Source organism: Bradyrhizobium sp. USDA 4353, from assembly GCF_054063215.1.
The window spans coordinates 369,181-394,503 of the sequence record NZ_JBSSGB010000001.1; the positions used below are offsets into that span (position 1 = coordinate 369,181).

Here is a 25,323-nt window from a genome sequence, read left to right on the forward strand (position 1 = left end):
GGCGATGCCTCCCGAAAGATCCGACGGATGACTTTGCTCGGGACGATCAGCGCGGCCCGGCCGGCAACAGCTCCGGCCGGTACTCGAAATGCATCGTGTCGTAGTGATACCAGCGGCCGCCCCAGATGAAGCCGTGCCGCTCGAAGATGTCGACGATCTCACGTGGGAAGCGGTTCTTATAGGAAATGGTGGCCAACTTCTTCGCGTTCCAGAGCCAGTAGTCGGAGTAATCCAGGTTCAGGTCGATCGCTGCCGCGTAGCCATGCATGCTCATGCGGCCGGTGTCGGCCACAGGGCGGCAAGACAACACGCCCGCGATCGGAAACGCGGCACGCTTGATCTTGGGATCGAGCTCATCGATCTCCGCCGAGATCCGCTTCAGCCGCTCGGCGACGCCATTGACGCGGGTGACGCTGACCGACTTGCCCCAGCTCTTCGGCAGCCAGGTGATGGTGACGAGGTTTCGGCTCACGCCACCTGCGGTGCAGTCGCCGTACATCTTCTTGAAGAAGGCCTCGTTCCGGAAGCGGCCGGGATCGGCGTTGACCGCTGGCGGCGACGGCTCGCCCCGCGGATAGGGTAGGCTGAGCTGATCGAGGATGGTGGCGTTGCGCAGCATGTCGTTGAAGGGCCGCTGCGGATCGAGCTTGCCGACCGGCATGCGCGTGCCGTCGCGCCAGATGATGGCCTCGTCGTCATGCCCGGCCAATGCATCGGGATAAGCGAGCACGATCCGGTCGAGCATGCTGCCGATAGTTTCACATCGCGCTGCGGATGCGGTCAGCAGCAGCAGACAGATTGCGACCGAACACGAGAGAGGAGCAGCCTTTCGGATCACGGCCGCCTGCTCATCTGATCGATCAGCTTGACGTTGGCCTCCTCGATATTGTTCAGGACCGGATTCCAGGTCGAAGGCGCGTACCAGGCGAAACGGCCGAAATACGCCTTCAGATCGGCTGCGTCGAAGAAGCGTCCGCGCCGGGCGAAGATTTCGTTCTTCGCGAGCCGCAGCTCGGCCTTCGACAATCGCGCCAGCTCGGCCGGTGTCAGCAGTCGGCGGTCGGAGTCGGGAAAGATGAAGCCGCTCGGCTGCGCTCCACCATTTTCGGCACGATCGAGCAGATCGACATTGGCCGCCTCGACCGGGTTCAGGACCGGATCCCAGGTGCGCGGCACATACCAGGCGAACTTGCTGAAATAGCTCGTGAGCTCGGGCGAGGAGAAATAGCGGCCACGGCGCGCGAAGATCTCGTTGCGGGCGATGCGCAGCTCGTCCTTCGTCCGTCCTTGCAGGTCGGCGACCGACAGCAGGCGCTGGTCGGAATCGGGGAAGACGAAATCGGCCGATCGCGGCGCGCTGGCAAGGGACGGCGGCGGTGGAGGCGGCGGCGCGACGGCCGCCGCGCCGGCGGCAGGCTGCCCCGCCGCAGGCCCCGCGAAATAGAACGTGCCGTCGATCGGCGACGACGCGACCCAGGGCTGCTGCGCGCTGGCGGTCGCCTTCTTCACCGTCAGGCCGACCTGATTGAACGCCTGCAGCACATCCAGCCCCGGCCGCTGCACGGCGTCGACCAGCGCGCGGGTGTACGGGCTGTGTCCGTCATCGCCATCGAGCGCGACATTGCCGGGCTGCGTCGCGTAGGACAGGATCGTCCCCTCCGGCGCGCGGATCTGCGCGAGACCGCCATCGCTCGATCGCAGCCCACGCCCGCCGAACGGATTGTTGCGGCAGGCATCGAGGATGACGATGTTCAGCTTGGTGCCGGCCGCTTCCATCTGGCGCAGCACGAGACCGACATCGACCATCATGAAATCGACATCGGCCTCGCGCGCAGGGTTGGCGCTGACGGGAACGAGATAGTTGGTGCCGCGCACCTGGATGCCGTGGCCCGCGTAGTAGAACACGGCGACATCGGCGCCGAGCAGCTGCTTGCTGAAGGCCTGGATCGCCTGGTCGAAGCGCAGCTTGTCGAGATCGAGCTGCGCCGCCCCGCCGACCAGCGTGAAGCCGAGACGCTGAAACGTCTCGGCGACCAGGCGCGCATCATTGGCGGGATTGGCGAGCTTGCCGACGCTTTGGTAGTCCGAATTGCCGACCACCAGGGCGACCTGGGTCGCGGCTGCGCACGGCACCACGCTGAGCAACAAGAAGACCAAAATACCGATAGCTGATCGTCGCATCGTCCGTCCCTGAAATTCCGGACGTCGTTCTAGCTTGCCCGGCAGGTCAAATCGACTCCGCCAATGCGGCCATATCGCGGATGCCCATCGCCTAGCTCTTGCGGAGATCGGCCTCGACCAGCGCGCGCAACTCGGGCGTGACCTGCGGACGCCGGCCGAACCACAATTCGAAACCGCGCACCGCCTGATGCAGCAGCATGCCGAGTCCGTCGGCCGTGCGCAGGCCCCTTGCCCGTGCGGCACCGAGCAGCTGCGTCTCCAACGGCACATAGACGATGTCGGCCACGACCGCATGCGGCGACAGCAGGTCGATATCAAGCGTGAGCGGCGGTTGGCCGTGCATGCCGAGCGAGGTGGTGTTGACGAACAGGCCGGCGCGCGGCAGCAGCGCACCGACGCGATCCCAGCCCTCGGCGGCGACGCGACTGCCGAACTGATCGGCCAGCGCCTGGGCACGCGCGGCGGTGCGGTTGATGACATGCACCCGGCCGATGCCCCGCTCCAGCAGGCCGAACACGACGGCGCGCGCCGAGCCGCCGGAGCCGAGCACGAGCGCCTCGTCGGTGCGGTCCCAGCCCGGCGCGGCTGCATCGAGATTGCCGATGAAGCCTTCCACGTCGGTGTTGGTCGCGCGGAGCATGCCGTTCTCATACCAGAGCGTGTTGGCCGCGCCGACCGCGCGGGCGCGCGCATCCGGCTCGGTCAATTCGAGCACCCGCTCCTTGTGCGGGATCGTGACATTGGCGCCGACGAAGCCGCGGCTGTGGAGATGCATGACGAAGTCGGCCAGCTCTTCCGGCGGCACCGCCTCGATGGTGTAGCCGCCGGCGATGCCGAGCGCGTGCAGCCAATGATGATGGATCAAGGGCGAGCGCGAATGCGCGGCAGGCCAGCCGATCAGGCACGCGGCGCGGGGTTTGGCGGCAGAGGTCATGGCCGTGACATCGGACAAGCCCCGGCCGGAGTCAATGCTCTCCGGGAAGGCTCACCGCGGCCAGGAAGGCCAGCAGCAACGCCAAGCAGCCGCCTGGCCAGACAGCCATCAAACCCAGTTGCAAATAGGCCCAACCACCTGCCACAGAGCCCGCAGCCAGCGCAGCCCAGAGCAGAAGGTTCGGCAGCCAGCCGAGCCGTGGCCCGCCGCTGACGGCGAGCGCCAGCCCCTGCCCCACCTTGACCAGCGCGCCGGTCACATAGGTCAGCCCGAGCCCGCCGCCGCCCTTGCTCTGGAACGCGGCATTCTCCAGCCCCATCGCCAGCACGATCGCGGCGACCGCGCCGGACGGCCGCGCAGTCAGATGACAGAGCGTCGCGCCGACCAGCAGCGCACCTTCGACCAGCAGCAAAAGACTCTGAACCTCTCGAGCGCGTCGCCGCATGATCAGGCTGCCGCCGGCTGCGCCGAGCACGAACAGGCCGATCAGGCCCAGCGCGCTGCCGGCCTCCGGCCAGCGGCCTTCGGCGAGGCTGACGCCCATCCGGGTCGAGTTGCCGCTCATGAAGGAGACGAACAGGCCGCCGAGATGCAGAAAGCCGATCCCGTCGATATAGCCTGCGAGCGCGCTGAGCGCGCAGGCGAGGAGGACGTTGCGGCGGCTGTCGAGCATGGCGACACGCCCAACCCTCGCGCAGCGATTTCGTTCGAGCCGGGAGCGTGATCCGTTCGGGTCTCAGCTCGCCGCGAGCCCGTCGGCGATCTCTTCCCGCGGCGTCTCCTTGCCCTTGATGTCGGCCACCGCGCGCTCGATGGTCTCGCGATAGCGCACCAGCGGCGGCCGGACGCCATGGGTCAGCAGCGCCCGCCGAACGCTCGGCGACGCCCCGGTGATGAACAGCCGGATGCCCTGGCGCTTGGCCTTGGCGGCCACCCGGCTCATCGCGTTGGCCGCGGTCGAATCCAGAAACGGGACGGCAGCGAAGTCGACCACGAACGCCTTGCGTCGGTCGGCGATGGAGTCGAGCACGGTGCCGACGGTCGAGGCCGCGCCGAAGAAGAACGCGCCGGTGATGCGATAGACCAGCACGTCCTTGTCGGCGCTGAGCTTGGGATTGTATGGCACGCGTGCGCCATCCTCGAAGTCGGCGCGGTCCTCGGCCACCAATGGCGAGCCATCCTCGACGCCGGTCATCTGCGCCATACGATTGATGAACAGCACCGCGCCGAGCGCGAAGCCGACCAGGATGCCCTCGGTGAGGTCGCGGAAAATGGTGAGGCCGAAGGTCGCGAGCAGCACGGTGGCGTCGCCCCAGGACGAGCGGACCAGCGTGGCGAATTCGTGCTTCTCGGCCATGTTCCAGGCGACCACGACCAGCACGGCAGCGAGCGCCGACAGCGGGATGTAGCTCGCCAATGGGGCTGCGATCAGCATGAACACCAGCAGGAACAGCGAGTGCAGCATGCCCGACACCGGCCCGCGCGCGCCGGCCCGGACATTGGTCGCAGTGCGGGCGATGGTGCCGGTGACGCAGATGCCGCCGAACAGCGCCGAGCCGACATTGGCAAAGCCCTGCGCCACCAGCTCGCAGTTCGAGCGATGGCGGCGCCCTGTCATGCCGTCGGCGACGACGGCCGAGAGCAGCGATTCGATCGCGCCCAGCAGCGCAAAAGCGATGGCGTCGGGAAACACCGCCTGGATCTTGGCGAGCGAGAACGCCGGCAGCGCCGGCGCCGGCAGCTCGCGCGGAATGCCGCCGAACTTGGTGCCGATGGTCTCGACCGGCAGCTGCAGCGCATAGGTGCAGGCCGCCGCGACGACGACCGCGATCAGGATGCCGGGCCAGGTCGGGCGCAGGCGCTTCAGGCCGACGATGATGGCGATCGACAGCGCGGCCAACGCGACCGCGGCCATGTTCGCCGTCGGCGCGCCATGCGCCAGCGCGATGAGCTTCGGGATCAGCTCGCCCGGCTCCTTGGCTGTCAACGTGATGCCGAACAGATCCTTCAGCTGGCTGGCGAAGATGATGACGGCGATGCCGGCGGTGAAGCCGACCGTGACCGGATAGGGAATGAACTTGATGTAGGTGCCGAGCCGCAAATAGCCCGCGAGCACCAGCATGATGCCGGACATCATGGTCGCCAGCAGCAGGCCGTCCACGCCCTGCCGATCGACGGTCGCCGCGACCAGCACGATGAAGGCGCCGGCGGGACCGCCGATCTGGAAGCGGCTGCCGCCGAGCAGCGAGATCAGGAAGCCGCCGACCACGGCGGTGTAGAGGCCGCGGCCGGGCGAGACGCCGGAGGCGATCGCGATCGCCATCGACAACGGCAGCGCGACGATGGCGACCGTCAGGCCCGCGAGCGCATCGGCGCGGAAATCGGCAAGGCCGTAGCCCTCGCGCAGGACGGTGAGAAGCTTTGGCGAATAGAGCTCGGCGAAGGTCGGCTGATGATGTCCGACCCGTCCCGGCTTGCCGTGCTCGCTTGCGATGCTCATGCCCGTCACGCTCCCGTCGCATCTTCAGCGCCAGGCGCCACGATGCGTCTCACACGGAGAGCGCTGGGCGGCCTCCGTGCCGCGCGATGAAGCTAGCTCGCGCCATCGCGCGTAGTCTCAGTTTGACGGCCCACGCGGTTGGGCGGTCCCGGGTCCTTCAGGCGAACACCGCGCCCGCCATCCTCGCTGCGGGCATGCTCACCGATCAGATCCACGCCCGCACGATTGAGCGCATCGACGACCTTGGTCAGCGAGTCCACCACGCCGCGGACGTTGCCCGTGGAGGCTTCCATCCGCTGGATCGTCGGCAGCGACACGCCGGCCAGCTCGGCCAAGGTTTTCTGATCGATCCCGAGCAGCGCGCGGGCTGCCCGCATCTGGAATGACGTGATCACGATGGCCTCACGTGGCAGACACCATAGTTGATGTCTAAGACAAAGACAATGATGTAAAATACATTATCTGAGGACAATAGCAAGCGCTGGGCGCCTATGTCCGTGGCCTTCGCCTCAGGCCGGAACCTGCTTGGGAAAGTCGAGCCGAACCGTCGTGCCCCGGTCGCTGATGGTGGTGAGCTTGCCGTGCAGCTGCGCGGCGAGGCCCTCGCAGATCCGCAGGCCGAGGCTATCGCTTTTGGCGGGGTCGACGCCGGGAGCGAGACCCTTGCCGTCATCCGCGATCGTCAGGACATAGCGCGCCTCGTCGAGCGGCTTCAGGCTGACCGTGATGGTGCCCGCCTCGTCGGGGTCGAAGGCATGCTTCAGCGCATTGGTGACGAGCTCGACCACCAGCAGCGACAACGCGGTCAGGCGGGTCAGATCGAGCTGGGCCGGCGCGAAATCGACCACGCAGGCGACGTGGCGCGCGCCGCTCGACTCCAGCACGTCGTTGCAGATCGTCTGCAGATAGGGCCCGATGTCGAGATCCATCCGCCCGGGATCATGCAGCATGCGGTGGACGCGGGAGATCGTCTCCAGCCGCGTCTGGGCCTCGCTGAGGATGGCGGTCGCGCGCGACGGGTCCGCCGCCGCCTGCCGCTTCTGCAACATCAGCAATCCGGCGATGAACTGGATGTTGTTGGCCACGCGGTGCTGCAGCTCCTGGAACAGCACGCGCTGGTTTTCGTAGAGCCGCTCCGAGACGGCGCGCTCCTGGCGCAGATGCCGCGCGGCCTCGTGCATCAGGTGGATCAGCGTGATGTCGACCGCGACGATGAGCGCGTAGAAGCCGATCGCGAGTGCGCCCTGATAGCCGGACGCCGGCATGAAGAAATACCACGCCAGCGCGCCACACAGCGCTCCGCAGAGGATGCCCGGCCCCACCCCGCAGAAGAAGGTCGTCAGGATGACGGCTGGGAAGAATGTCAGATAAGGAAAGCCGTCCGGCAGCGTATCGACCAGGACCAGCCGCAGCCCGAAGGCCGCGATCGTGGCGCCGATCGCGATCGCATATCCCAGCACAGCGTCGCGCCGGAGTCGTTCCGTCGCCTGGGCGGCACGCAGATAGAAAGGGGCGGACGAGAGCTTCTGGATCACGGCAGACAAGGTAAGGGACAGAGACACTCTCAGGCCCGCGCCATGATCCCCTCTGGATCGTTATCACCAGAGGGGACGTGGGCGGCAGCCGATCATCATCGGTCGGCCGATGACGGGCATATCAGGTCTGGAGATCGAACGGCATCATCATAGCACCATCCGCGGAACTCGGTTGGTGCATAAGTGCACATAGGCGCGCCCCTTCGGGCACTCAGGCACCGGGGGGAGCCGTCCGGGCTGACGGCCACCTCCCACCAGCTGAGACAGCAGCCGGGCCCAAGGGCCCGGCTGCGCATTCAAAATACAGTCCCGACTCAGGCCGCGTCGCGATGCGAGGCGATGATGTGATCGGCGGCGCGGCCGGTCACCTCGGCCATGTGGTCGAACGTCCGGGTGAAGCTGCCGGCGCCGGCGGTGGCCGAGCGCAGCTCGACGATCAGATCGCCGATCTCGGCCTCCGGCATCAGCGCGCGGACGCAGTCCCAGCCCGGCCACCCGTCGCGGGTGTCGAACGACAGGATTTGGCCGCGCCGCGCCGAAAGGATGGCGTTGATCTTGGCGGTCGCCTCGCTCGGACAGACGATCTCGACGGTGTGGATCGGCTCCAGCAGCACCGGCGCGCATTGCGGCAGGCCCTCGCCGACGCCGGCCCGCGCCGCCGTCCGGAAGGCCAGGTCGGACGAATCCACGCTGTGGTAGGAGCCGTCGGTCAGCGTGACCTCGACGTCGATCACCGGAAAGCCGAGCGGTCCGCGCGCCAGCGCATCGACGACGCCCTCCTCCACCGCGGGGATGTAGTTGCGCGGCACCGCGCCGCCGACCACCTTCTCGGCAAAGCGAAAGCCTTCGCCGCGCGCCAGCGGCTTGATGTCGAGCACAACGTCGCCGAACTGGCCGTGGCCGCCGGACTGCTTCTTATGGCGGCCGCGCTGGGTGATGGCCTTGCGGATGGTCTCCTGATAGCCGATCGCAGGCTGATGCGATTTGACGTTGACGCCGAAGCGGTCACGCAGCCGCTCCAAGGCGACGCGCAGATGCATCTCGCCCTGCCCCCACAGCACCGTGTCGTGGGTGCGCGGGTTCTGCACCATCGTGAGCGACGGATCCTCCTCGTGCAGCCGCTGCAGGGCCTGGCCGAGCTTGACGTCGTCCTTGCGGTCGACGGCCGCGATCGAGAGCGCCAGCACCGGCGGGCATGGATCGATCTTTGTCAGCGCGGTCGGCGCGATCTTGCCAGTCGCAATGGTGTCGCCGGTCTTGACCGCATCGAGCTTGCCAAGCGCGATCGTGTCGCCGGCCTCCGCAACTGCACGCTTGCTGTCATAGGCGCCCGTCGCGGCGAGAACGCCCGACACGCGCGCCGCCTCCCCCGAGGCCGCGTGCAGCGTGGCGCCGTCGTCGAGATGCCCGGACAGCACCCGCGTCAGCGACAGCTTGCCGCCGTGCTGGAGATGCAGCGTCTTGAACACGTAGCCGAGCGCCTCCTTGGTCTCCTTCACGCCGAGCCGCTTCGCGGTCTCAGTGATGCCGGGCGCCTCGTGACGCAACGCCTTCATCAATCTCAGCACGCCGTTCTCGCGCAAGGCCGATCCGAGCAGCACCGGGCAGATCAGGCCCTCGCGCAGTTCACGCGCGAGATCGTCGAATACGGCGTCGCGCGGCGGCGGGATGTCCTCCAGCAACTGCTCCATCAGCGAATCGTCGTGGTCCGCGAGCTTCTCCAGCATCGAGAAGCGCGCCTCCTTCTCGCGATCGAGATCGCCGCCTTCGAGCGCGATCACCTCGGACGCCTTGTGCTCGCGGTAGATGAAGGCGCGCTCCAGCGCGAGGTCGACAAAGCCCTCGATCAGCTCGCCGTGCCAGATCGGAATCTGGCGCAGCACCAGCGGCACGCGCGAGGCGGGCTGCAAGGTCGCGAGCGTCTCGCGGATGCGCGCATTGGCGCGGTCGATCTTGTTGAGGAACAGGAAGCGCGGAATGCGCAGCTCCTCGAGCTCGCGCAGGATGATCTGCAATTGCGGCAGCTTCTTCTCATCCGCCTCGCACACCACGATCGCGGCGTCGACGGCCGGCAATGACGCGCGCATGTCATGCGCGAACTCGATCGAGCCGGGACAGTCGAGGAAGGTGTAGCTGTCGCCCATGAAGGTCGTGGTCGCCGCGGTCATCGCCACGCTCATCTTGTGATGACGCGCCTCGGGGCCGGCATCGCCGACGGAGGTGCCGGCATCGACGCTGCCGGCGCGCGGGATCGCGCCCGTCCGCGCCAGGATCGCTTCCAACAGAGTGGTTTTACCGCTTTGGAAAGGGCCCACCAGCGCGATGCACCGTGGACCTCGGGGACTTCTCAGGTCGTGTCCCATTTCGCCGCCTCCTGTTTCTGGAGCTCGGCCCGTGATTGGGTCGGCAAAGCCGAATGCTCTGCCTCGTCTGCCGCTTTGGCAAGCAGGAGGGGAGCGAAAAACGTTGCTGCAGTGCGGAGAGCGCACCGGTCTTCCCGCACGATTGCGGGAAGACCGGTTGGTCAAGACAAAGAAAAGGTCAACGTCCCGGACGCAATTCGAGGCTTTCCAGTCCGGCCGAGACGGCAAGGCCGACCTGCCCCTGCACGCTGAGCGGCTGCAGCGCGATCGAGTTGGAGGAGCCGCCGACCAGCACGTTGCCGCCCAGGCCGACACCGACCGCGGCCGAGCCCTGCGCGCCGGCATAGTCGCCGGAAAGATCGCCCGGCCCGAGCCGCGCCACCGGGGCATAGACCACCCACGCCAGCAGCGATTCCTGGGTGATGCCGAGATCGAGGCCGACCTTGCGGATGGTCGCGACGTAGCGGTCCTCGGGGATGCCGTCGGCGCGCAGCACGCAGCCGAGATGGGTCACCGAGCCGACGATGAAGCCGACGCTGGCGCCACCGCGGCATTCGAGGACGCCGACCCGCACGCGATCTTGCGCATGGGCCGCGCCGCCGCAGAGGACGGCCGCAGCAGTGAGCCCGGCGAGGATGGTCGAGCGCATGAATAAACTCCGGCTGAAATGAAGCTGTGATGCAGACCCGTCGACCGGACTGATGATCACGGGCGATCACATCTATGCCACAAGGCTTACAGCCGTACCAGAAGCACACGCGTTCATCTGCCTGAACGCGTCAGGCATCGCCCCGCGCAGCTGCGAGGCATTGTCGTCGTGCTCAGCGATAATAGCGCGAGAAGTAGGACGAGGGCTGGCTCGGGCTCGGATGAATCGGCAGCAGCGGCACCAGCTCGACCTCGGTGATTCCCGCAGCGAGGTTCATGCCGGTCTGCCCCTGCAAGCTGATCGGCTGCAGCTGGGTGGCACGATCGGTGTCGCGCAGCAGGAAGCTGCCGCCGAAGCCGACCAGCGCGGCGGCGTTGGCCGACACGCCGCCATAGCGGCCGCCGAGCTCGCTGCGGCCGAAATCATTGACGGGCGCGGTGACGGCCCAGGCCATCCTGGTCTCATCGGTCAGGCCGAGATCGAGACCGTAGCGGCGGACCTTGGCGACGTAGCGCTCCGGCGCACGGCCCTGGCTGCGGAAGACGCAGCGTAGGCGGGCGTTGGACATCACGAGCTTGCCGGTGGTGCGGCGTCCCTCGCATTCGAGCACGCCGACGCGCATGGGCCGACTGGCGTGGGCCTGCGCCAACGGCGCGACCGACACGAGCAACAAGACCGACAGCACAAGCAGCCGCATCGAACTCAAACCCTACGCAACCCAAACTTACCTCCGGACAAAAGAAAGGCGCCATGTTCAAAACATGGCGCCTTTCGGCCTGGAACTTGACTTCTGGTGTTTCGAGGCCGCTGTTGCCTGATTACCTCAGATTGCCGCAGAAGCGCTGGATACGCTTGCAGGCGTCCTCGAGGTCCGAGGTCTTGGTGGCGTAGGAGATGCGGAACGCCGGGCCGAGGCCGAACGCCGACCCATGCACGACGGCGACGCCCTCGGTCTCCAGCAGCTCGGTGACGAAGGCCTCGTCATTGTCGATCACCTTGCCCGACGGCGCGGTCTTCCCGATCGTGCCGGCGCAGGACGGATAGACGTAGAATGCGCCCTCGGGGCGCGGGCATTCGATGCCGTTGGCCTGGTTCAGCATCGACACCACGAGATCGCGGCGCTCCTTGAACACCTTGTTGTTGGCCGGGATGAAGCTCTGCGGACCGTTCAAGGCTTCCACTGCCGCCCATTGCGCGATCGAGCACGGATTCGAGGTCGATTGCGACTGGATCGTCGCCATCGCCTTGATCAATTGTGCCGGGCCGCCGGCATAGCCGATGCGCCAGCCGGTCATGCAATAGGCCTTGGAGACACCGTTCACGGTCAGCGTGCGATCGTAAAGCGACGGCTCGACCTGCGCCGGGGTCGTGAACACGAAGTCGTCATAGACCAGGTGCTCATACATGTCGTCGGTCATGATCCAGACATGCGGATGCTTGACCAGCACGTCGGTCAGCGCCTTCAGCTCGGCCTTGGTGTAGGCCGCGCCGGTCGGGTTCGACGGCGAGCACAGGATCAGCCACTTGGTCTTCGGCGTGATCGCCTTCTCCAGCGCCTCCGGCTGCAGCTTGAAGCCATGGGCTGCGGTGCAGACGACCGGGACCGGCTCGCCGCCGGCGAGCGCCACCATCTCCGGATAGCTGACCCAATACGGCGCCGGGATGATCACCTGATCGCCCGGATTGATGGTCGCCATCAGCGCATTGTACAGCACCTGCTTGCCGCCGACACCGACGATCACCTGGTTCGGCTTGTAGGTCAGCCCGTTCTCGCGCTGGAACTTGCCGATGATGGCTTCCTTCAGCTCGGGAATGCCGTCGACCGCGGTGTACTTGGTCTTGCCGGCCTGGATCGCCTTGATCGCGGCTTCCTTGATGTTGTCAGGCGTATCGAAATCCGGCTCGCCGGCGCCGAGGCCGATGACGTTACGGCCTGCCGCTTTGAGGACGCGCGCTTTGTCCGTGACCGCGATGGTCGCGGACGGCTTCACACGGTCGAGCGCAGCGGCGAGAAAGGACATCATCAGCTCCTATGCAGGCGTCTTGGATCACGCGTCGTGGATCACCCTTTTCGGGCCACGACCGGTCATGTCAGGGAAACGCCTGCTTTTAAGGCCCGAGCGCCCGCATCGCAAGAAGCTTGGGCACATGGCTCCCAAGACTTTAGAGAACGTTAAAGCGGCCGGGCTAGCGTGAGCCAACGATTGTCCCAATTTCCAGGCCGAAATGACCACCATCGCGCGCGCCCTGCGATCCGGCGACTGGCTGACGGCCGCACGGATCAAGTCCTACAGCTGGATCCTGCTCGCGGTGACGTGTGCTGCGATCGCCGGCTGGATCGCGCTGTCCGATGGGCTGATCGACCGCAACGGCAAGCCGATCGGCACCGACTTCTCCAACGTCTATGCGGCAGGCGTGCTGACCCTTCAAGGCAAGGCCGCCGATGCCTATGACCCACCGCTGCAGCACGCGACGGAGAAGGCCGTGTTCGACGGCCGCAACGTGCCGTTCTTCGGCTGGCACTATCCGCCGTTCTTCTTCGCCATCGCCGCGATCACGGCCCTGCTGCCCTATGCCGGTGGATTGGCGCTGTGGGTGGTCTCGAGCCTGCTGGCCTATCTCCTGGTAATGCGCGCCATCCTGCCACGCCCCGAGACGCTGCTGGTCGCCGCCGCCTTTCCGGCCGTGTTCGTCAATATCGGCCATGGCCAGAATGCGTTCTTCACCGCCGCGCTGCTCGGCGGCGCCTTGCTACTGATGGAGCGCGGCCGGCCATGGCTCGCCGGCGTGCTCATCGGCCTGCTCGCCTACAAGCCGCAATTCGGTGTCCTGATTCCCATCGCGCTCATCGCCGGCGCGCGCTGGCCGACGATTGCCGCCGCGGGCGCCACCGTGATTGCGCTGGTCGCGATCAGCTTCGTCGCACTCGGCAGTGACGTCTGGCACGCCTTCTTCCAGTCGATGACCTTCACACAGACCGTGGTGCTCGAACAAGGCGGCACCGGCTGGGAGAAAATCCAGTCAGTGTTCTCCGCAGCGCGTCACTGGGGTGCCGACATCAGAACCGCCTACACGCTGCAGGCCTTGCTGGGACTGTCGCTCGCGGCCGGTCTCGCCTGGCTGTGGCGGAGCCAGGCGGCGTTCGACCTCAAGGCCTCGGCGCTCGCAAGCGCGAGCCTGCTGGCCACGCCTTACGTGCTCGACTACGACCTCGTCGTGCTGGCGGTCGCCATCATCTTCTTCGCCCGGCACGGCCTCGCCAACGGCTTTCGCGACTACGAGCTCAGCCTGCTTGCCGCCGCCTGGATCGTGCCGCTACTGTCGCGCAGCATCGCAGGCCTCACGACGGTCCCGCTCGGCCTGATCGTTCTGGTGAGCCTGTTTGCGTTGACGCTGCACCGCGCGCTCGCCGATCGCAGCTCCGAGATCGACGCGCACGCGCGCATCGCGCAGGCGTGATCTCTGCTTTCAGCAGCTGTTGGAAAGTTGTTGTCTGCGCGTGCAGTGCAGTAGCGCATTTCGACTTTTTCCATCCGACAGGACTTGCAGCCTGCGCCCTTCGGCATCATTGTCTGGCCGCATTGCGGGACGATCTCGCGTGCCGATCTGCGATTCGACCGCGCGATGATTCCTCGAACTCGACATTGGCCGGATGTACAAGCTCTATTCAATGCAGCGCTCAGGCAACAGCTACAAGGTCCGGCTTGCGCTGGCGCTTTTGAACGCGCCCTATCAGGCGATCGAGATCGACATCCTCAGAGGTGAGAGCCGCACGCCGGACTTCCTCGCCAAGAATCCGAGCGGCCAGGTGCCGCTGCTCGAGGTCGGCGACGACCGCTACATCGCCGAGTCCAACGCCATCCTGTGGTACGTCGCCGGCGGCACACCGCTGGTGCCGGAATCGCGCATCGAGCGCGCCGAGGCGCTGCAATGGATGTTCTTCGAGCAGCATGCGCTGGAGCCGAACATCGGCGCCGCCTATTTCTGGCTGCTGCTGGTGAAGGGCGGACGCGATCTGCAGACGCATGCGCTGGAAGACTGGATGGAGCGCGGCTACGCAGCTTTGCAGGTGATGGAGAATCACCTCAAGGGCAACGACTACTTCGCGGCGAAGCAGCTCACGGTCGCGGATATCGCGCTCTACGGCTACACCCACGTCGCCGATCGTTGCGATTTCGATCTCTCGACCTTTCCGAAGATCCGCAGCTGGCTGCGCCGGGTGGAGCAGACCCCCGGCTTCGTGGCGATGGACTGGCAGCCCGCCCTGATCGACTCCGCAGGGATCGCCGCCGACTACGATTGAGCCGCGACCGTAAGACTACCGACCGCCCGTAGAACAGCGGGGAAAATACACGTATTAGCGGGAACAAATACCGCTAACGCCATGTTTCCGCCGCTTTTGGTCGTTGACCGCCGCATTCCTGCCCAGCGCGACCTTAGAATTTACCTCTGCGAGTGATTCGCTCGCGGATGTAGGGGTAAGGGATTCGTCGTATGTCCCGGTGGCGTCGTGCTTCTGTTCCGAGCTTCAGTTGGGTCCGCGGCCACGTCGCGGGATTGGAACCCGATGGCGACCCCAGCACCATCGTCAGCGGCTTCCACGGCAACGCCACGCTGACCCTTCCTTCCGGCCTGACCACCGCTGTCGCCGTCGTCATCGCCGCCTGCACGATCTCATTGAGCTTCACCCTCACCGTGCTGTCGGCTCGCGCCGTCTTGTCGTTGCTCGCTTAGCAGGAAGTCATTTTGACAACCCTTCGCGGTTTTCGCGACAACAGGCGATGATTGTCTCGCGCTCCAAATGGCGATGAAATCAACGGTCGTAATCGTTGCCGTGACCCTGGCACTCGCGATCCTGCTGGCGGCGTCACTTCTGATCATCATCGAGCGGCGCGGCGAGCTCTCGCTGTCTCCGGTGACCGAGGACGGTCAGATCCTTCATGCTGAGCTGGTCAGGCCATCCGGCGCGGACACGGATTCAACAGTCTCCGATTGATCGATGGCCTCGCGCTCGGTATCGAGAGCCTGAGACATCGAACAGGCGGCCTTCATGCATGAGACACTCACCGTGCGCGCGGTCGCGTACGCGGACTATGATCGATGGCTGCCCCTCTGGGACGGCTATAATGCGTTCTACGGCCGATCGGGACCGACCGCCCTGCCGGCCGAGATCACCGCGACCACCTGGGCGCGCTTCTTCGATGCCGGCGAGCCGGTCCACGCTTTGGTCGCCGAGAGCGGCGGCGAGCTGATCGGCCTTGCGCATTATCTGTATCACCGCGCCACGACGTCGATCGCACCGCTCTGCTATCTCAACGACCTCTTCACCAGCGAGGCCGCGCGCGGCAAGGGCGTCGGCCGCGCGCTGATCGAAGCCGTCTACGCGGCAGCGCGCGCCGCAGGCTCGGGACGCGTCTACTGGCAAACCCACGAGACCAACACCACGGCCCAGGCGCTCTACGACAAGGTCGCCGAGCGCTCGGGCTTCATCGTCTACCGCAAGTCCGTGTAGTACTGCACGGGCTGTCACTCAGCCGTCACGCCCCGCGCCTACGCTCATACCCGAGCGCTTGATCAGGCCCCCCCGTCACAGATCAGGCGTGTCAGCGGTCCCCGTCAGTCGCCGTCTCTGACCGGGGCCGCACTTTTTTGGAGCTGCAGGTAACCGTGAGCCGGCCGGTCTCGACCGCATCTCACGCGACATTCGTCGTCGGATCCAGCTTGACCGAGGGCAACGGCGGCGACGTCTTGGCCTGCGCAGCCTCGATGCACACCTTGACGGCCTCGCCCATGCTCACGGTGACCAGGTCGGCCTTGGTCGCTTCTTGCAGCGCCTTCGCTGCGTCCTGATCGAGATCCGCCGCGCAACAGACCAACATCACCTTGGCCCTCGGGAGGCGCCGCTTCAGGCGGCGGACGCCGTAGCGCATATGGGCAACGCCGGAGTGGCCGAGGTAAACCAGGCAGGCAATCGCAATTCCTGCCGGCTCGAGCTTGATGACGTTCGCGGTCGACAGCGCCTCCGCTCCCGACACCTTCGTCCCCAATCCGTGCGCCGAGAACAACTGCGCAAGAAGCACCGCAGCCGCTTCGTCGATCGGTGTTCGACCAGCCATGCAGAGCAGCGGCTGCTCGCTTCTCCAGCCCTCTGCGAGACTCTCCTTGCTGAGCACCGGTAACGTGTCGGCAGCCCGGTTGCTCGCCGAGTCGTCGATGGCTGACGCCGCCTCGGGATCAGTCGTCGTCTCGCCGGCCGCCGGAGCGTCATTCTGGTCGGAGAGATCGACGGTCAGCTCAGTCACCGCATCGCGGATCGTCGCCAGGCGATCATAAGCGAGCGCCCCTCGGTCGGCGTCGGCCTGGGCCAGCTGCAGCCCCTTGACGGCGACCTCATCGCAATAGGCGATCAGGGACCGCTCCTTCAAAAACTCCTCGGCTTTCTCCGCCGCTTCCGTCGGATCGTTTGCGAGCATGCGCTGATAGAAGATCTCGGGCGGGGACAGCGCCGGACGATCGCCGAACATCACGTCGAGAAACTCCAGGCGCTCGACATGCCGTCCGATGACGACAAGGCAGACTGTCAGCGGCGTCGCGAGCACCAAACCGATGGGCCCCCACAGAGCGGTCCAGAACGCGGCTGACACCACCACGGCCACGGGGGACAGACCCGTGCTACGCCCATAGACCATCGGTTCGATGACGTGGCCGAGCAGCGGCTCGACGACGACAAACAGCGCCAGCGTCCAGATCAGCATCGTCCAGCCGGGGTCGACTGCCGCCGCCAGCGCCAGCGGAAACGCAGCAGCAATGACGGCGCCGATATAGGGCACGAAGCGAAGGGCTGCGGCGAGGATGCCCCAGAGAATGGCGCTGGGAATGCCGATGAGCCACAGGCCAACGCCGATGACCACGCCGAAGCCACCGTTCAGGGCGAGTTGCGTGAGAAACAGCCGGCTGAGCCTCAACGCCGCGTCATCGAGCGCCGCCGTGGTGCGCTGGAGATCAGATGAGCCCGCCAAGCGAATGAGCCTGTTCCGGAGATCCTCGCGCTGGAGCAGGATGAAGATCACGAAGATGATGATGATGCCGGTGGTCGCCAGGGGATGAATGAGCGGCGAGATCAGCGTGCGAAGACTATCCAACGCTCCGGGATCAGGCTGTCGGACCTCGACCGGAATCGGAGCCACAGGCGTCGAAGGAGTCCCCCGGAGTCCGCTCGGCGGCCGGGGCGCCTCTGGCTCCTTCGGCCGGTCGAGCTCCTTGCCCAGATCCTTGAGCATGTCCGACGCGCGCTCGAGCGTCCCTCGACCGGCCTTGGTGTCGCGGAACGACTGGATCTTGTTGCTCATCGTCGATTGATAGTTCGGCAACTCGCTGGCGAGCTGGGTGAGCTGCGTGGCGAGCAGGCTGCCGAGCGCAAAGATCACCACAAAGGCGAGAACGACGACACTGACGACCGCGAGCCCGCGCGGCGCGCGAAGCCGCTGAAGCTGCGCCACCAGCGGCGCCAGAACGAAGCTGAGCAGAATGGCCAGCGCAACCGGCACGAGGATGTCACGGCCGAAATACAACAGCGCGATGATGATGACCGCGAAGATCGCGACAGCCAACGCGCTGACCAGGCCGAGAACCTCCTCGGCGGTACGAACCTTGAGCGGCTGTCGGCTGATCATCTCCCGATAACAGACGAGGGAGGCTCCAGTTCCCAGGCAGACCTTTCGTCGCATGCGGGTCGGATCGGCTTGGTCCGACAGCCGGATCACGCGTTCGACGAACATCAGCCGCCGCCTGTGCCCAGAGACGCTTTGTGCCGAGAAGGCCGCCACGGGCGTGGTCAGCTCCCTCTCCCCGTTCTTACGGGGAGAGGGTTGGGGTGAGGGGCAGCCGCACGGGAAGTATCAGCTCCGACAAGCTAATCTCTCCTCCTTAGCTCCTGCTGAATGATAGCAAGCACCCCTTCGATGTTTCCGAGAACATCGTTGTTCCAGACGCGAAGAACTCGATAGCCTTCGTCCGCCAACCGACGGTCACGGACGATATCCTGGTTGACTCGCTGTGTTGACCACCATCGACTTCGATGATGAGACATCTCTCACGACACACAAAGTCGCAGATATAAGTAGCGATGGGAAGTTGCCGAACAAACTTGTGACCATCGATCTGGCGGTTGCGGATCCTGCTCCAAAGAACCGTCTCCGCCTTCGTCTGGGCGGCCCGAAGACGCCGGGCTAGCCCGACGGATTTCACATCTGGGCCTCTCATGTGGCCTGCCCCAACAGGTCGGCAGTGATGAAACTACTAATCCTGCAGTCAGCAAGACACGAGCGCTGGCTGTCAAAAATGATCACTACCCGTGCGGCTGCCCCTCACCCCGACCCTCTCCCCGTGAAGAACGGGGAGAGGGAGCGCACCGCCGTCGCGGTGGCAGCGAGAATGAAACGAGACTTACTTCTTCCCGCCCACCGTCTGCTTCACCTCGAACCCCTCGAACTGCGGAGGCCCTAGGTAGAGCGGCTTGTTGTCGCCGGCGCCCTTGTGGGCCATGCGGAAGGCTTCGGATTTGGTCCAGTCCTCGAAGGCCGTCTTCGACGCCCAGATGGTGTGCGAGGCGTAGAGCGTGTGGTCTTCGGCTTCGGGGCCCTTTAACAGGTGAAACTCGACGAAGCCGGGCACCTTCTCGAGATGGCTGTCGCGCGACAGCCAGACCTGCTCGAAGGCGGCTTCCGAGCCCTTGGCGACGCGAAAGCGATTCATGGCGATGAACATGCTGATCTCCTGGATGATGTGCCGCTGCACCCAGGATTAGCAGACTTTGCGCTGCGATGCGCCTGCGGATAGAGCCACCGATGGGGCGATCTCTCGCGCGATCGAAGGCGGACCCAAGGCGTCCCACACGAACGGCTGAGTGGCCTTACGCCACCAGCCCCTTCATCGGCTTCACGGCCGCGCTCTCGGGAAACACGCTGTCGCCGAGCGCGCGCTCGCCGAGGCCGAGATGATCGGCGAGCACGCCCTTGAACACCGCGCGCAGATCCATGGTCGGCGCGAGATCACGTCCCTGATAGAGGCTCGCCATCTTCAGCGTCGGCCAGTCTGCGATGACGCGCCCGCCCTTGATCGCGCCGCCGGCGAGCAGCGCGATGGTGCCGGTGCCGTGATCGGTGCCCTGCGTGCCGTTGATCTTCGCCGTGCGGCCGAACTCGGTGGCGACGACCACCACCGTGTCGCGCCAGCGCGGGCCGAGCCCGCTTTCGAACTCGGCGAGCGCGCCATCCAGACCGGAGAGCAGCTGCGCGAGCCGGCCGACCGCGCCGCCTTCATTGGCATGCGTGTCCCAGCCGTCGAACGCCAGCGCCGCGATGCGCGGACCATCGTCGGCCGCGATCAGCTTCGCCGCACCACGCGCGACCTGGCGCATCGCCGCGATCTGATTGCCGCCCGGCTTCGGCTTCATGTCATCGCCGAACGCGACCTTCTCCAGCTTGAGCCCCTGCGACAGCGCAGATGCCAACGCGGGATCGCGATGCGTGTAGAGATCGACCAGCCGCATCGCCGTGTCGTCGTCGGCCTGCGGCAGGGTCACCGGCGCCCAGCCCACGGTGGGCGCGGCGCCGCGCAGCACCAGCGGCGCGGTTGGCCCAACCGCGAGCGCGCCGGAGACGCGCGGCCCGCGCGGCAGCGCCTCCATCGCACGATTGAGCCAACCCGATTGCACGCGGCCGGGACCAGCAAAGCCGCTTTCGAGCACGTCCTGGCCGTCGAAATGCGAGCGCTCGCGATACGGCGTCGCCACCGCATGGAGGACGGCCGCCTTGTTGTCGCGGTACATGCGCGCGAATTCCGGCATCGACGGATGCAGCGCAAAGAACGAATCCAGCGGCAGTGCCGGGTTCGGCCCGGCGATGGAAAGCGCAATCGCGCCATGCAGTCCGGCATAATCGGGATCGCCGACCGGTGCGACCGTGGCGAGCCCGTCGAGCGCGCCGCGCAGGATGACGACGATCAGCCGCGGATCGCGCGCGTCGGCCGCGCGGGCGAATTTCGGCAAATAGGCCCAGGCGGCAAAGGAGGCGCCGGCCAGCATCAATTGCCGTCGCGAGGTCAACAGCGAGGTCGTGATCCGCTCCATCGTCATCTCCTCTGGAATTCCGGCGCCATCAGCAGCAGCGCCAACGCCTGCTGGCGCGATTCCGCGCGCTCGATCGTGCGCCGCGTCTCGGGCGACGTGGCGTCACCCGCGACGAGATCAAGCAGGTCACGCGGATCGATGTTGTTGCCGAGCCGTGCGGCGAGCTGCGCCGAAATGTCGAGCCGCAGCTTCATGCCCTCCGGCGCGGCCCACATCGCATTGCTATCAGCAAATCCGTTGGGACCGGCTGGCGCCCACAGCGGCTGGCCGAGCGTGTTGAGCGAGTTGAGATAGAAGCCGGGGTCTTCGGGAACGCGCGCCAGCAGCCGACCGCCGGCGACCAGGAACTCATAGGGCGAGCGGATCTTGGTCAGCGGCGCCGACCACGCGTCATCGGACTCGATCAGCGCCAGCGTCACCGCCTTGAGATCGCCGTCGCTTTTCTTGAAGACGGCCTCGAGCCGTGCGACCAGCGCCGGCGGCGGATCGTCGGCGATGAAATGACGCGCGAGCTTGGTCGCGACGAATTTCGCGGTCGAAGGATGGCGCGCGATATCGGCGAGCGCCGCCTCGCCCTGCGCGACGCCGTCATCCTGATAGACCTTGCCGAGCAGGGTCTGCGGCCCCGGCTGATGCGCATTGGCGTTGAAGACGAAGCTGCCCGGCGCGCCGTTGCGCGCATTGCGGCCGGCAAAGCTCCAGCCGGTGATGATGCGCGCCAGCGAGGTCACGTCCTCCTGCGTGTAGCCGCCGCCGACGCCGAGCGTATGCAGCTCCATGATCTCGCGCGCGAGATTCTCGTTCAGGCCACGCTTGCGGTTCTGGCCGGCGCGCGAGTCCGGTCCGAGCGATTCCTGGTTGTCGAGGAAGAACAGCATCGCCGGATGTTGCTCGACGGCCTTGAGCATGTCGGCGAAGCGCCCGAGCAGGTGCGGCCGGATCGCCTCGCGCTCGAAGGAGCCGGCCCACATCCGCGCCAGCTCGCCTTTGCCTGCGGAGATGCAGAAATGGTTCGACCAGAACGCCACGAGACGCTCGGTGACGCCGCAATCGGCGAGCACCGCGCGCTGTAGCCGCGCCAGCGCTTCGGCACGGAACGTCTTCTGGACGACGTTCGGCGGCTGCTGCGGCTGAGCAGGTTTCGCCTGTCCCGCGTCTCCCGCGGGAGGCGCCATGCTGGCGCCCGTGGTCGGCGCAGCCGGAGGCGTTGCGGTCATCGGCGCCTCAGTGCCGTTCGTCGACGGGCCGCGGTTTTGGCTGGGCTGCTCGGTCGGCGGCGCCTCGGCCGTTTTGGCTGCGGCTTCGCGCGCCCGCTTGACCTCTTCCTGATAGGCGAACACGGCCTCGGCCAGGGCCGGCGTCGGCTGCAGACCGGGCACCTCGAGCAACGCACCGTTCGGCCGCAGCAGCTCCGCCTTGACGAAGCCGCGCGGATCCGACGCCGCATTGAGGAGATCACCTGAAGCACCGCCGCGCGCGCCGAAGCCGAAGCGGTTCAACGCCACCAGGGCCGCCTGGGGATCACGGGCCATGCCAAATCCTCATCGAATGCTGCGTCAGACTGGGTCCGCCAGCATCGTGAACAGGTTCGATGCCGGTGTGCTGGCGCCCGGTATTGCTGCGCACTATACTTGCCCCAGCAGATGAACCGGACATGAAAAAGGACCGGCCGAACGTGGTTCCGAACGTGACAAATCGTTTAGCAAACGCGACCGCGCGAAAGCTCATCTGCGAGTCCTGCGGCACGGAATTCAGCTGCGATCCCGGCGGCGCGTGCTGGTGCTTCGACGAGAGCGTTCGCCTGCCGCTGCCGAAAGCCGGCCAGAGCCGGTTCAAGGACTGCCTGTGCATCAATTGCCTGACGAAGCTGGCCCGCGACGCGGAGCCGGCCTCGTGACACGCTGGCACGTCGAAGCCGTCCTGATCGACATGGACGGCACCCTGCTCGACACCGAGAAGGTCTATCTCGACGCCTCCATCGCGGCGTTGAATGCGCTCGGCTATCGCGATGGCGTCGTCGAGCTCTGCCACGCAATGATCGGCATTCCCGGCCCCGACAATGAGCGCACCCTGCGCGATCATTTCGGCGACAACTTTCCGCTGATCGAGGTCAACCGCCTGTTCGCCGCCAAGACCGCGGAGATCCTGCATGCGGGCATGCCGCTGAAGCGCGGCGTGATCGACCTGCTCGATGCGATCGAGGCGGCCGGCCTGCCCAAGGCCGTCGTCACCTCGTCATCGCGCAGCACGGCGGCCGAGCATCTCCGGCTGGCGGGCATCGACCACCGCTTCGATGCGGTGTTGACACGCGACGATGTCAGCCGCGCCAAGCCGCATCCGGATCTCTATCTGCTCGCCGCCGAGCGGCTGCGCACGCGCGCGCCGGCCTGCGTCGCGATCGAGGACTCCAATCCCGGCGTCGCGGCGGCGCATGCGGCAGGCGCGATCACGCTCATGGTGCCGGACATCGTGCCGCCGACCGAGCAGTCGCGCGACAAATGCGCGGCCGTGCTGCCGCATCTCGATGCTGTGCGCGAGATGCTCGGCTTGCGCCTGCAGCCGGTGCTGACGACCTGACGCCGAGTTAGCGCGAACGCGATCGCCTAGACCGCGTCGGCAACGCTGCCGCGACCAGCGCCCGCGCCGCCTCGCCCGCCGTCTCCATGTAGCTGGCATCGCGATGCAGCAGCACGACCGCGAACGCGCCGTCGAGCAGCAGCAGCATCTGCCGCGCCAGCTCGCCTGCACCGTTGATACCGGCCTCGGCGAAAATCGCCTGCAGCCAGGCCTCGAACTTCTTCTTGTGCGCAGCCCCGATCTTGATCGCAGGATGACCCGGCAGATTGGCGAGCTCCGCGGTCGTGCGCAGGAAGCCGCAGCCGCGCCATTTTGGATGCCGTGCGGAGGCCGCGAGATGACGGAAGATCGCGGCGATCTTATCCGGCAAGGCGCCCTCGCTCTCGTCGAACCAGCGTTTGAACAGCGCGAGGTTCGGCTGGTCACGGGCAGCGAGATAGGCGGCGACGAGATCGTCCTTGCTGCGGAAATGATAGTACAGCGTCTTCTTGGTGATGCCGGCCTTCTCGGCCACCGCATCGACGCTGACTGCGCGGATGCCGTCGGCATAGAACAGCTTGTTCGCCGCGGCGAGAATACGCGCACGGGTCGGATCTGAGGAACGGGCCATGGCAGCGCTCTGCAATGTATACTGACCAGTGAATATACTTTGCCTGGCCTCGCGCCTAGTCTCGGCTGCACCAACTGCCAGCCAGCGAGGCGCTGCCATGACCGATCCCGTTCTGCTTCACGTCTCCGATCACATCGCCCTGCTCACGCTCAACCGGCCGCAGCGGCTGAATGCGCTGAGCTACGCCCTGATCGACGCGCTGATGGCCGCCCTCGACCGCATCGAGACCGACACCGCCATCCGGGCCGTGATCCTGACCGGCGCCGGCGAGCGCGCCTTCTCGGCCGGCGCCGACATTCATGAATTCTCGGAGAGCGTCCGACAGGGCCGCGCTGTCGCGGTGCGCGACTTCGTGCGGCGCGGCCAGGCGATGACGGCGCGGCTGGAGGCATTCCGCAAGCCGGTGATCGCCGCCGTGAACGGGCTCGCCTTCGGCGGCGGCTGCGAGATCACCGAGGCCGTGCATCTCGCCGTCGCCAGCGAGCGCACCAGCTTCGCCAAGCCGGAGATCCAGCTCGGCATGCCGCCGACCTTCGGCGGCACACAGCGGCTGCCGCGGCTGGTCGGCCGCAAGCGCGGGCTCGAATTGCTGCTGACCGGCGATCCGTTTCCGGCGCAGCGCGCGCTGGAGATCGGCCTCGTCAACGCGGTCGTGCCGCATCACGAGCTGCTGCCCGCGGCACGCGCGCTCGCCCAGCGCATCATCCGCCACGGCCCGGACGCCGTCGCCAGCGTCATCACCGCGACGACGCGCGGGCTCAACATGGCGATCGGCGAAGGGCTGGATGTCGAAAGCGAGCAGTTCGCACGCTTGGTCGGCGGCGGCGAACTGGACGAAGGTCTGGCGGCGTGGCGTGACCGCCGGTCGCCGGCGTCCTAGACCGGATATCCCGGCGACTTCCGCGCCATGCCGTCGAAGGCGTCGAGCAACCGCTCGCGCCAGGCGTAGACGCTGTCAGTCTCCTCCAGCAGCTTGAACGGGCTGACCACGCGCGCCCATTGGAAGCCGCCGAACACGATGTAGTCGGCATAGTCAGGCGCATGGCCGCCGATGAAGGGATGCGCCTTCAAGGTCTGGCGCAGCGGCTCCAGCGATTTGCGGAAGCCGATCACCGCCTGGTCGCGGGGCGCCATGATCTCTTCCAGGCTCTTGCCGAGCCGCGCTTCGCGCGAGGCGCGGAAATACGCCGCGTCCTCGGCCGCGAGATTCTGCGGGATATCAGCGATGATCAGCGGGAAGATGCCGCCGACGACAGTGATGTCACCCCAGGCGTTCAGGAAGCGCGCCATCGCGCGGCCGCCGGCGCCGCCGAACAGCGAGGGACGATCGGGATAAGTGTCTTCGAGATAGCCGGCGATCACCCAGGAATCGACCACCGCGCGCTCGCCGTCGAGCAACACCGGCACCTTCTCCGCACCATGCGGCGCCAGCGCGCTCTTTTCGGTGAAGCGCCAGGGGATCCTCTCCGCGCTCAGGCCCTTGTGCGCCAGCGCCATGCGCGTGCGCCAGCAGAACGGGCTGAACGGCCGCCCGGCGTCGGTGCCCACGAGTTCGAACAGCTTCAGTGCCATGCCCGGTCGATCCTCCCTTTGGTGGATCGAGTCTAGCTGAGGATACGGCCGTTGTCGCGCAGCAGCTGCGCGCCGCTCGCGGTGACGACGATGCAGAGGCCGATACCTGCGATCGCCTCGCGCGCGACATAGCCGAGATCGGCGGCATCCTCCCACACCGTCAGCCGCGGGCAGCTGGTGCGCCAGGTCGCGACCACCTCGGCATGGCTGCGCGGCTCACGCGCGATCCATTCGACGAAATCCAGCACCAGCGGATCCGAGCTCATGCGTCCC

Annotated in this window: 26 protein-coding genes and 1 pseudogene; 8 read left to right on the top strand and 19 right to left on the bottom strand. The window is 66.4% G+C overall.

What is annotated here, in order from left to right; translation table 11 throughout:
- Positions 1-46 precede the first annotated feature (46 nt).
- The 11 genes from ACVILH_RS01615 to ACVILH_RS01665 form a co-directional block, all read right to left on the bottom strand.
- Positions 47-745 carry a M15 family metallopeptidase gene (locus ACVILH_RS01615; protein ID WP_456711324.1) on the bottom strand — a complete coding sequence of 233 codons (699 nt, stop codon included), beginning with the start codon at positions 743-745 and terminating at the stop codon, positions 47-49.
- Between the two features lie 89 nt (positions 746-834).
- Entirely contained in the window at positions 835-2,181 is a 1,347-nt protein-coding gene (locus ACVILH_RS01620) for a YARHG domain-containing protein (protein ID WP_456711325.1), read from the bottom strand.
- 91 nt (positions 2,182-2,272) lie between these two features.
- On the bottom strand, positions 2,273-3,115 hold the full coding sequence (locus ACVILH_RS01625) for a shikimate dehydrogenase (protein WP_456711326.1): 843 nt from the start codon (positions 3,113-3,115) through the stop codon (positions 2,273-2,275).
- A gap of 31 nt (positions 3,116-3,146) precedes the next feature.
- A complete protein-coding gene (locus ACVILH_RS01630) occupies positions 3,147-3,788 on the bottom strand; it encodes a YoaK family protein (RefSeq protein WP_456711327.1) in 642 nt (213 codons plus the stop codon).
- Between the two features lie 63 nt (positions 3,789-3,851).
- Positions 3,852-5,615 (bottom strand): SulP family inorganic anion transporter, encoded by a 1,764-nt coding sequence (locus tag ACVILH_RS01635; protein WP_456711328.1) that lies wholly within the window; start codon positions 5,613-5,615, stop codon positions 3,852-3,854.
- Positions 5,616-5,707: 92 nt separating this feature from the next.
- Complete coding sequence (locus ACVILH_RS01640; RefSeq protein ID WP_434860486.1) at positions 5,708-6,010, bottom strand: helix-turn-helix domain-containing protein; 303 nt, start codon at positions 6,008-6,010, stop codon at positions 5,708-5,710.
- 114 nt (positions 6,011-6,124) lie between these two features.
- Complete coding sequence (locus ACVILH_RS01645; RefSeq protein WP_456716844.1) at positions 6,125-7,150, bottom strand: histidine kinase dimerization/phosphoacceptor domain -containing protein; 1,026 nt, start codon at positions 7,148-7,150, stop codon at positions 6,125-6,127.
- A gap of 314 nt (positions 7,151-7,464) precedes the next feature.
- Positions 7,465-9,513, bottom strand: coding sequence for an elongation factor G (locus tag ACVILH_RS01650; RefSeq protein WP_456711329.1), 2,049 nt, complete (start codon positions 9,511-9,513; stop codon positions 7,465-7,467).
- A 178-nt stretch (positions 9,514-9,691) separates the two neighbouring features.
- Positions 9,692-10,162: a DUF992 domain-containing protein gene (locus tag ACVILH_RS01655; protein ID WP_456711330.1), complete on the bottom strand. Its 471-nt coding sequence runs from the start codon at positions 10,160-10,162 to the stop codon at positions 9,692-9,694.
- Positions 10,163-10,334: 172 nt separating this feature from the next.
- Positions 10,335-10,859 (bottom strand): DUF992 domain-containing protein, encoded by a 525-nt coding sequence (locus tag ACVILH_RS01660; protein ID WP_456711331.1) that lies wholly within the window; start codon positions 10,857-10,859, stop codon positions 10,335-10,337.
- A 121-nt stretch (positions 10,860-10,980) separates the two neighbouring features.
- On the bottom strand, positions 10,981-12,183 hold the full coding sequence (locus ACVILH_RS01665; protein ID WP_456711332.1) for a pyridoxal phosphate-dependent aminotransferase: 1,203 nt from the start codon (positions 12,181-12,183) through the stop codon (positions 10,981-10,983).
- Positions 12,184-12,388: 205 nt separating this feature from the next.
- On the opposite strand from ACVILH_RS01665, the gene ACVILH_RS01670 reads away from it, so the two are divergent.
- From ACVILH_RS01670 to ACVILH_RS01690, 5 genes are all read left to right on the top strand, one after another.
- Positions 12,389-13,621 carry a glycosyltransferase family 87 protein gene (locus ACVILH_RS01670; RefSeq protein ID WP_456711333.1) on the top strand — a complete coding sequence of 411 codons (1,233 nt, stop codon included), beginning with the start codon at positions 12,389-12,391 and terminating at the stop codon, positions 13,619-13,621.
- A gap of 193 nt (positions 13,622-13,814) precedes the next feature.
- Positions 13,815-14,465: a glutathione S-transferase family protein gene (locus ACVILH_RS01675; RefSeq protein ID WP_456711334.1), complete on the top strand. Its 651-nt coding sequence runs from the start codon at positions 13,815-13,817 to the stop codon at positions 14,463-14,465.
- 191 nt (positions 14,466-14,656) lie between these two features.
- Positions 14,657-14,896: a hypothetical protein gene (locus ACVILH_RS01680; protein WP_456711335.1), complete on the top strand. Its 240-nt coding sequence runs from the start codon at positions 14,657-14,659 to the stop codon at positions 14,894-14,896.
- A 67-nt stretch (positions 14,897-14,963) separates the two neighbouring features.
- Entirely contained in the window at positions 14,964-15,158 is a 195-nt protein-coding gene (locus ACVILH_RS01685; protein WP_456711336.1) for a hypothetical protein, read from the top strand.
- A 54-nt stretch (positions 15,159-15,212) separates the two neighbouring features.
- The gene (locus ACVILH_RS01690; protein WP_456711337.1) at positions 15,213-15,674 is read left to right on the top strand and encodes an N-acetyltransferase family protein; all 462 of its coding nucleotides are present in this window, start codon (positions 15,213-15,215) and stop codon (positions 15,672-15,674) included.
- Positions 15,675-15,855: 181 nt separating this feature from the next.
- Here ACVILH_RS01690 and ACVILH_RS01695 read toward each other — a convergent pair whose 3' ends face one another.
- The 5 genes and pseudogenes from ACVILH_RS01695 to ACVILH_RS01715 form a co-directional block, all read right to left on the bottom strand.
- Entirely contained in the window at positions 15,856-17,835 is a 1,980-nt protein-coding gene (locus ACVILH_RS01695) for an AI-2E family transporter (RefSeq protein WP_456716845.1), read from the bottom strand.
- A 239-nt stretch (positions 17,836-18,074) separates the two neighbouring features.
- Positions 18,075-18,424: pseudogene (locus ACVILH_RS01700) on the bottom strand (endonuclease domain-containing protein).
- A gap of 183 nt (positions 18,425-18,607) precedes the next feature.
- Positions 18,608-18,928 (bottom strand): antibiotic biosynthesis monooxygenase family protein, encoded by a 321-nt coding sequence (locus tag ACVILH_RS01705; protein ID WP_456711338.1) that lies wholly within the window; start codon positions 18,926-18,928, stop codon positions 18,608-18,610.
- Between the two features lie 145 nt (positions 18,929-19,073).
- The gene (locus ACVILH_RS01710; RefSeq protein WP_456711339.1) at positions 19,074-20,297 is read right to left on the bottom strand and encodes a DUF1501 domain-containing protein; all 1,224 of its coding nucleotides are present in this window, start codon (positions 20,295-20,297) and stop codon (positions 19,074-19,076) included.
- Positions 20,294-21,823, bottom strand: a complete 1,530-nt coding sequence (locus tag ACVILH_RS01715; RefSeq protein WP_456711340.1) for a DUF1800 domain-containing protein — start codon at positions 21,821-21,823, stop codon at positions 20,294-20,296. The genes ACVILH_RS01710 and ACVILH_RS01715 overlap by 4 nt, the downstream gene beginning before the upstream one ends.
- A gap of 143 nt (positions 21,824-21,966) precedes the next feature.
- Between ACVILH_RS01715 and ACVILH_RS01720 the strand changes: the two genes are divergently transcribed.
- Both ACVILH_RS01720 and ACVILH_RS01725 read left to right on the top strand, forming a co-directional pair.
- Positions 21,967-22,188 (top strand): cysteine-rich CWC family protein, encoded by a 222-nt coding sequence (locus ACVILH_RS01720; protein ID WP_456716846.1) that lies wholly within the window; start codon positions 21,967-21,969, stop codon positions 22,186-22,188.
- The gene (locus ACVILH_RS01725; protein WP_456711341.1) at positions 22,185-22,868 is read left to right on the top strand and encodes an HAD family hydrolase; all 684 of its coding nucleotides are present in this window, start codon (positions 22,185-22,187) and stop codon (positions 22,866-22,868) included. Before ACVILH_RS01720 ends, ACVILH_RS01725 begins: the two co-directional genes overlap by 4 nt.
- Positions 22,869-22,875: 7 nt before the next feature.
- On the opposite strand, the gene ACVILH_RS01730 is transcribed toward ACVILH_RS01725, so the two are convergent.
- Complete coding sequence (locus ACVILH_RS01730) at positions 22,876-23,478, bottom strand: TetR/AcrR family transcriptional regulator (RefSeq protein ID WP_456711342.1); 603 nt, start codon at positions 23,476-23,478, stop codon at positions 22,876-22,878.
- 97 nt (positions 23,479-23,575) lie between these two features.
- Here ACVILH_RS01730 and ACVILH_RS01735 point away from each other — a divergent pair, with 97 nt between their 5' ends.
- Positions 23,576-24,358 carry a crotonase/enoyl-CoA hydratase family protein gene (locus ACVILH_RS01735; protein WP_456711343.1) on the top strand — a complete coding sequence of 261 codons (783 nt, stop codon included), beginning with the start codon at positions 23,576-23,578 and terminating at the stop codon, positions 24,356-24,358.
- Here ACVILH_RS01735 and ACVILH_RS01740 read toward each other — a convergent pair.
- Entirely contained in the window at positions 24,355-25,050 is a 696-nt protein-coding gene (locus tag ACVILH_RS01740) for a glutathione S-transferase family protein (protein WP_456711344.1), read from the bottom strand. The two genes, ACVILH_RS01735 and ACVILH_RS01740, sit on opposite strands and share 4 nt — an antisense overlap.
- A 32-nt stretch (positions 25,051-25,082) precedes the next feature.
- Complete coding sequence (locus tag ACVILH_RS01745; RefSeq protein WP_456711345.1) at positions 25,083-25,316, bottom strand: hypothetical protein; 234 nt, start codon at positions 25,314-25,316, stop codon at positions 25,083-25,085.
- Positions 25,317-25,323 lie beyond the last annotated feature (7 nt).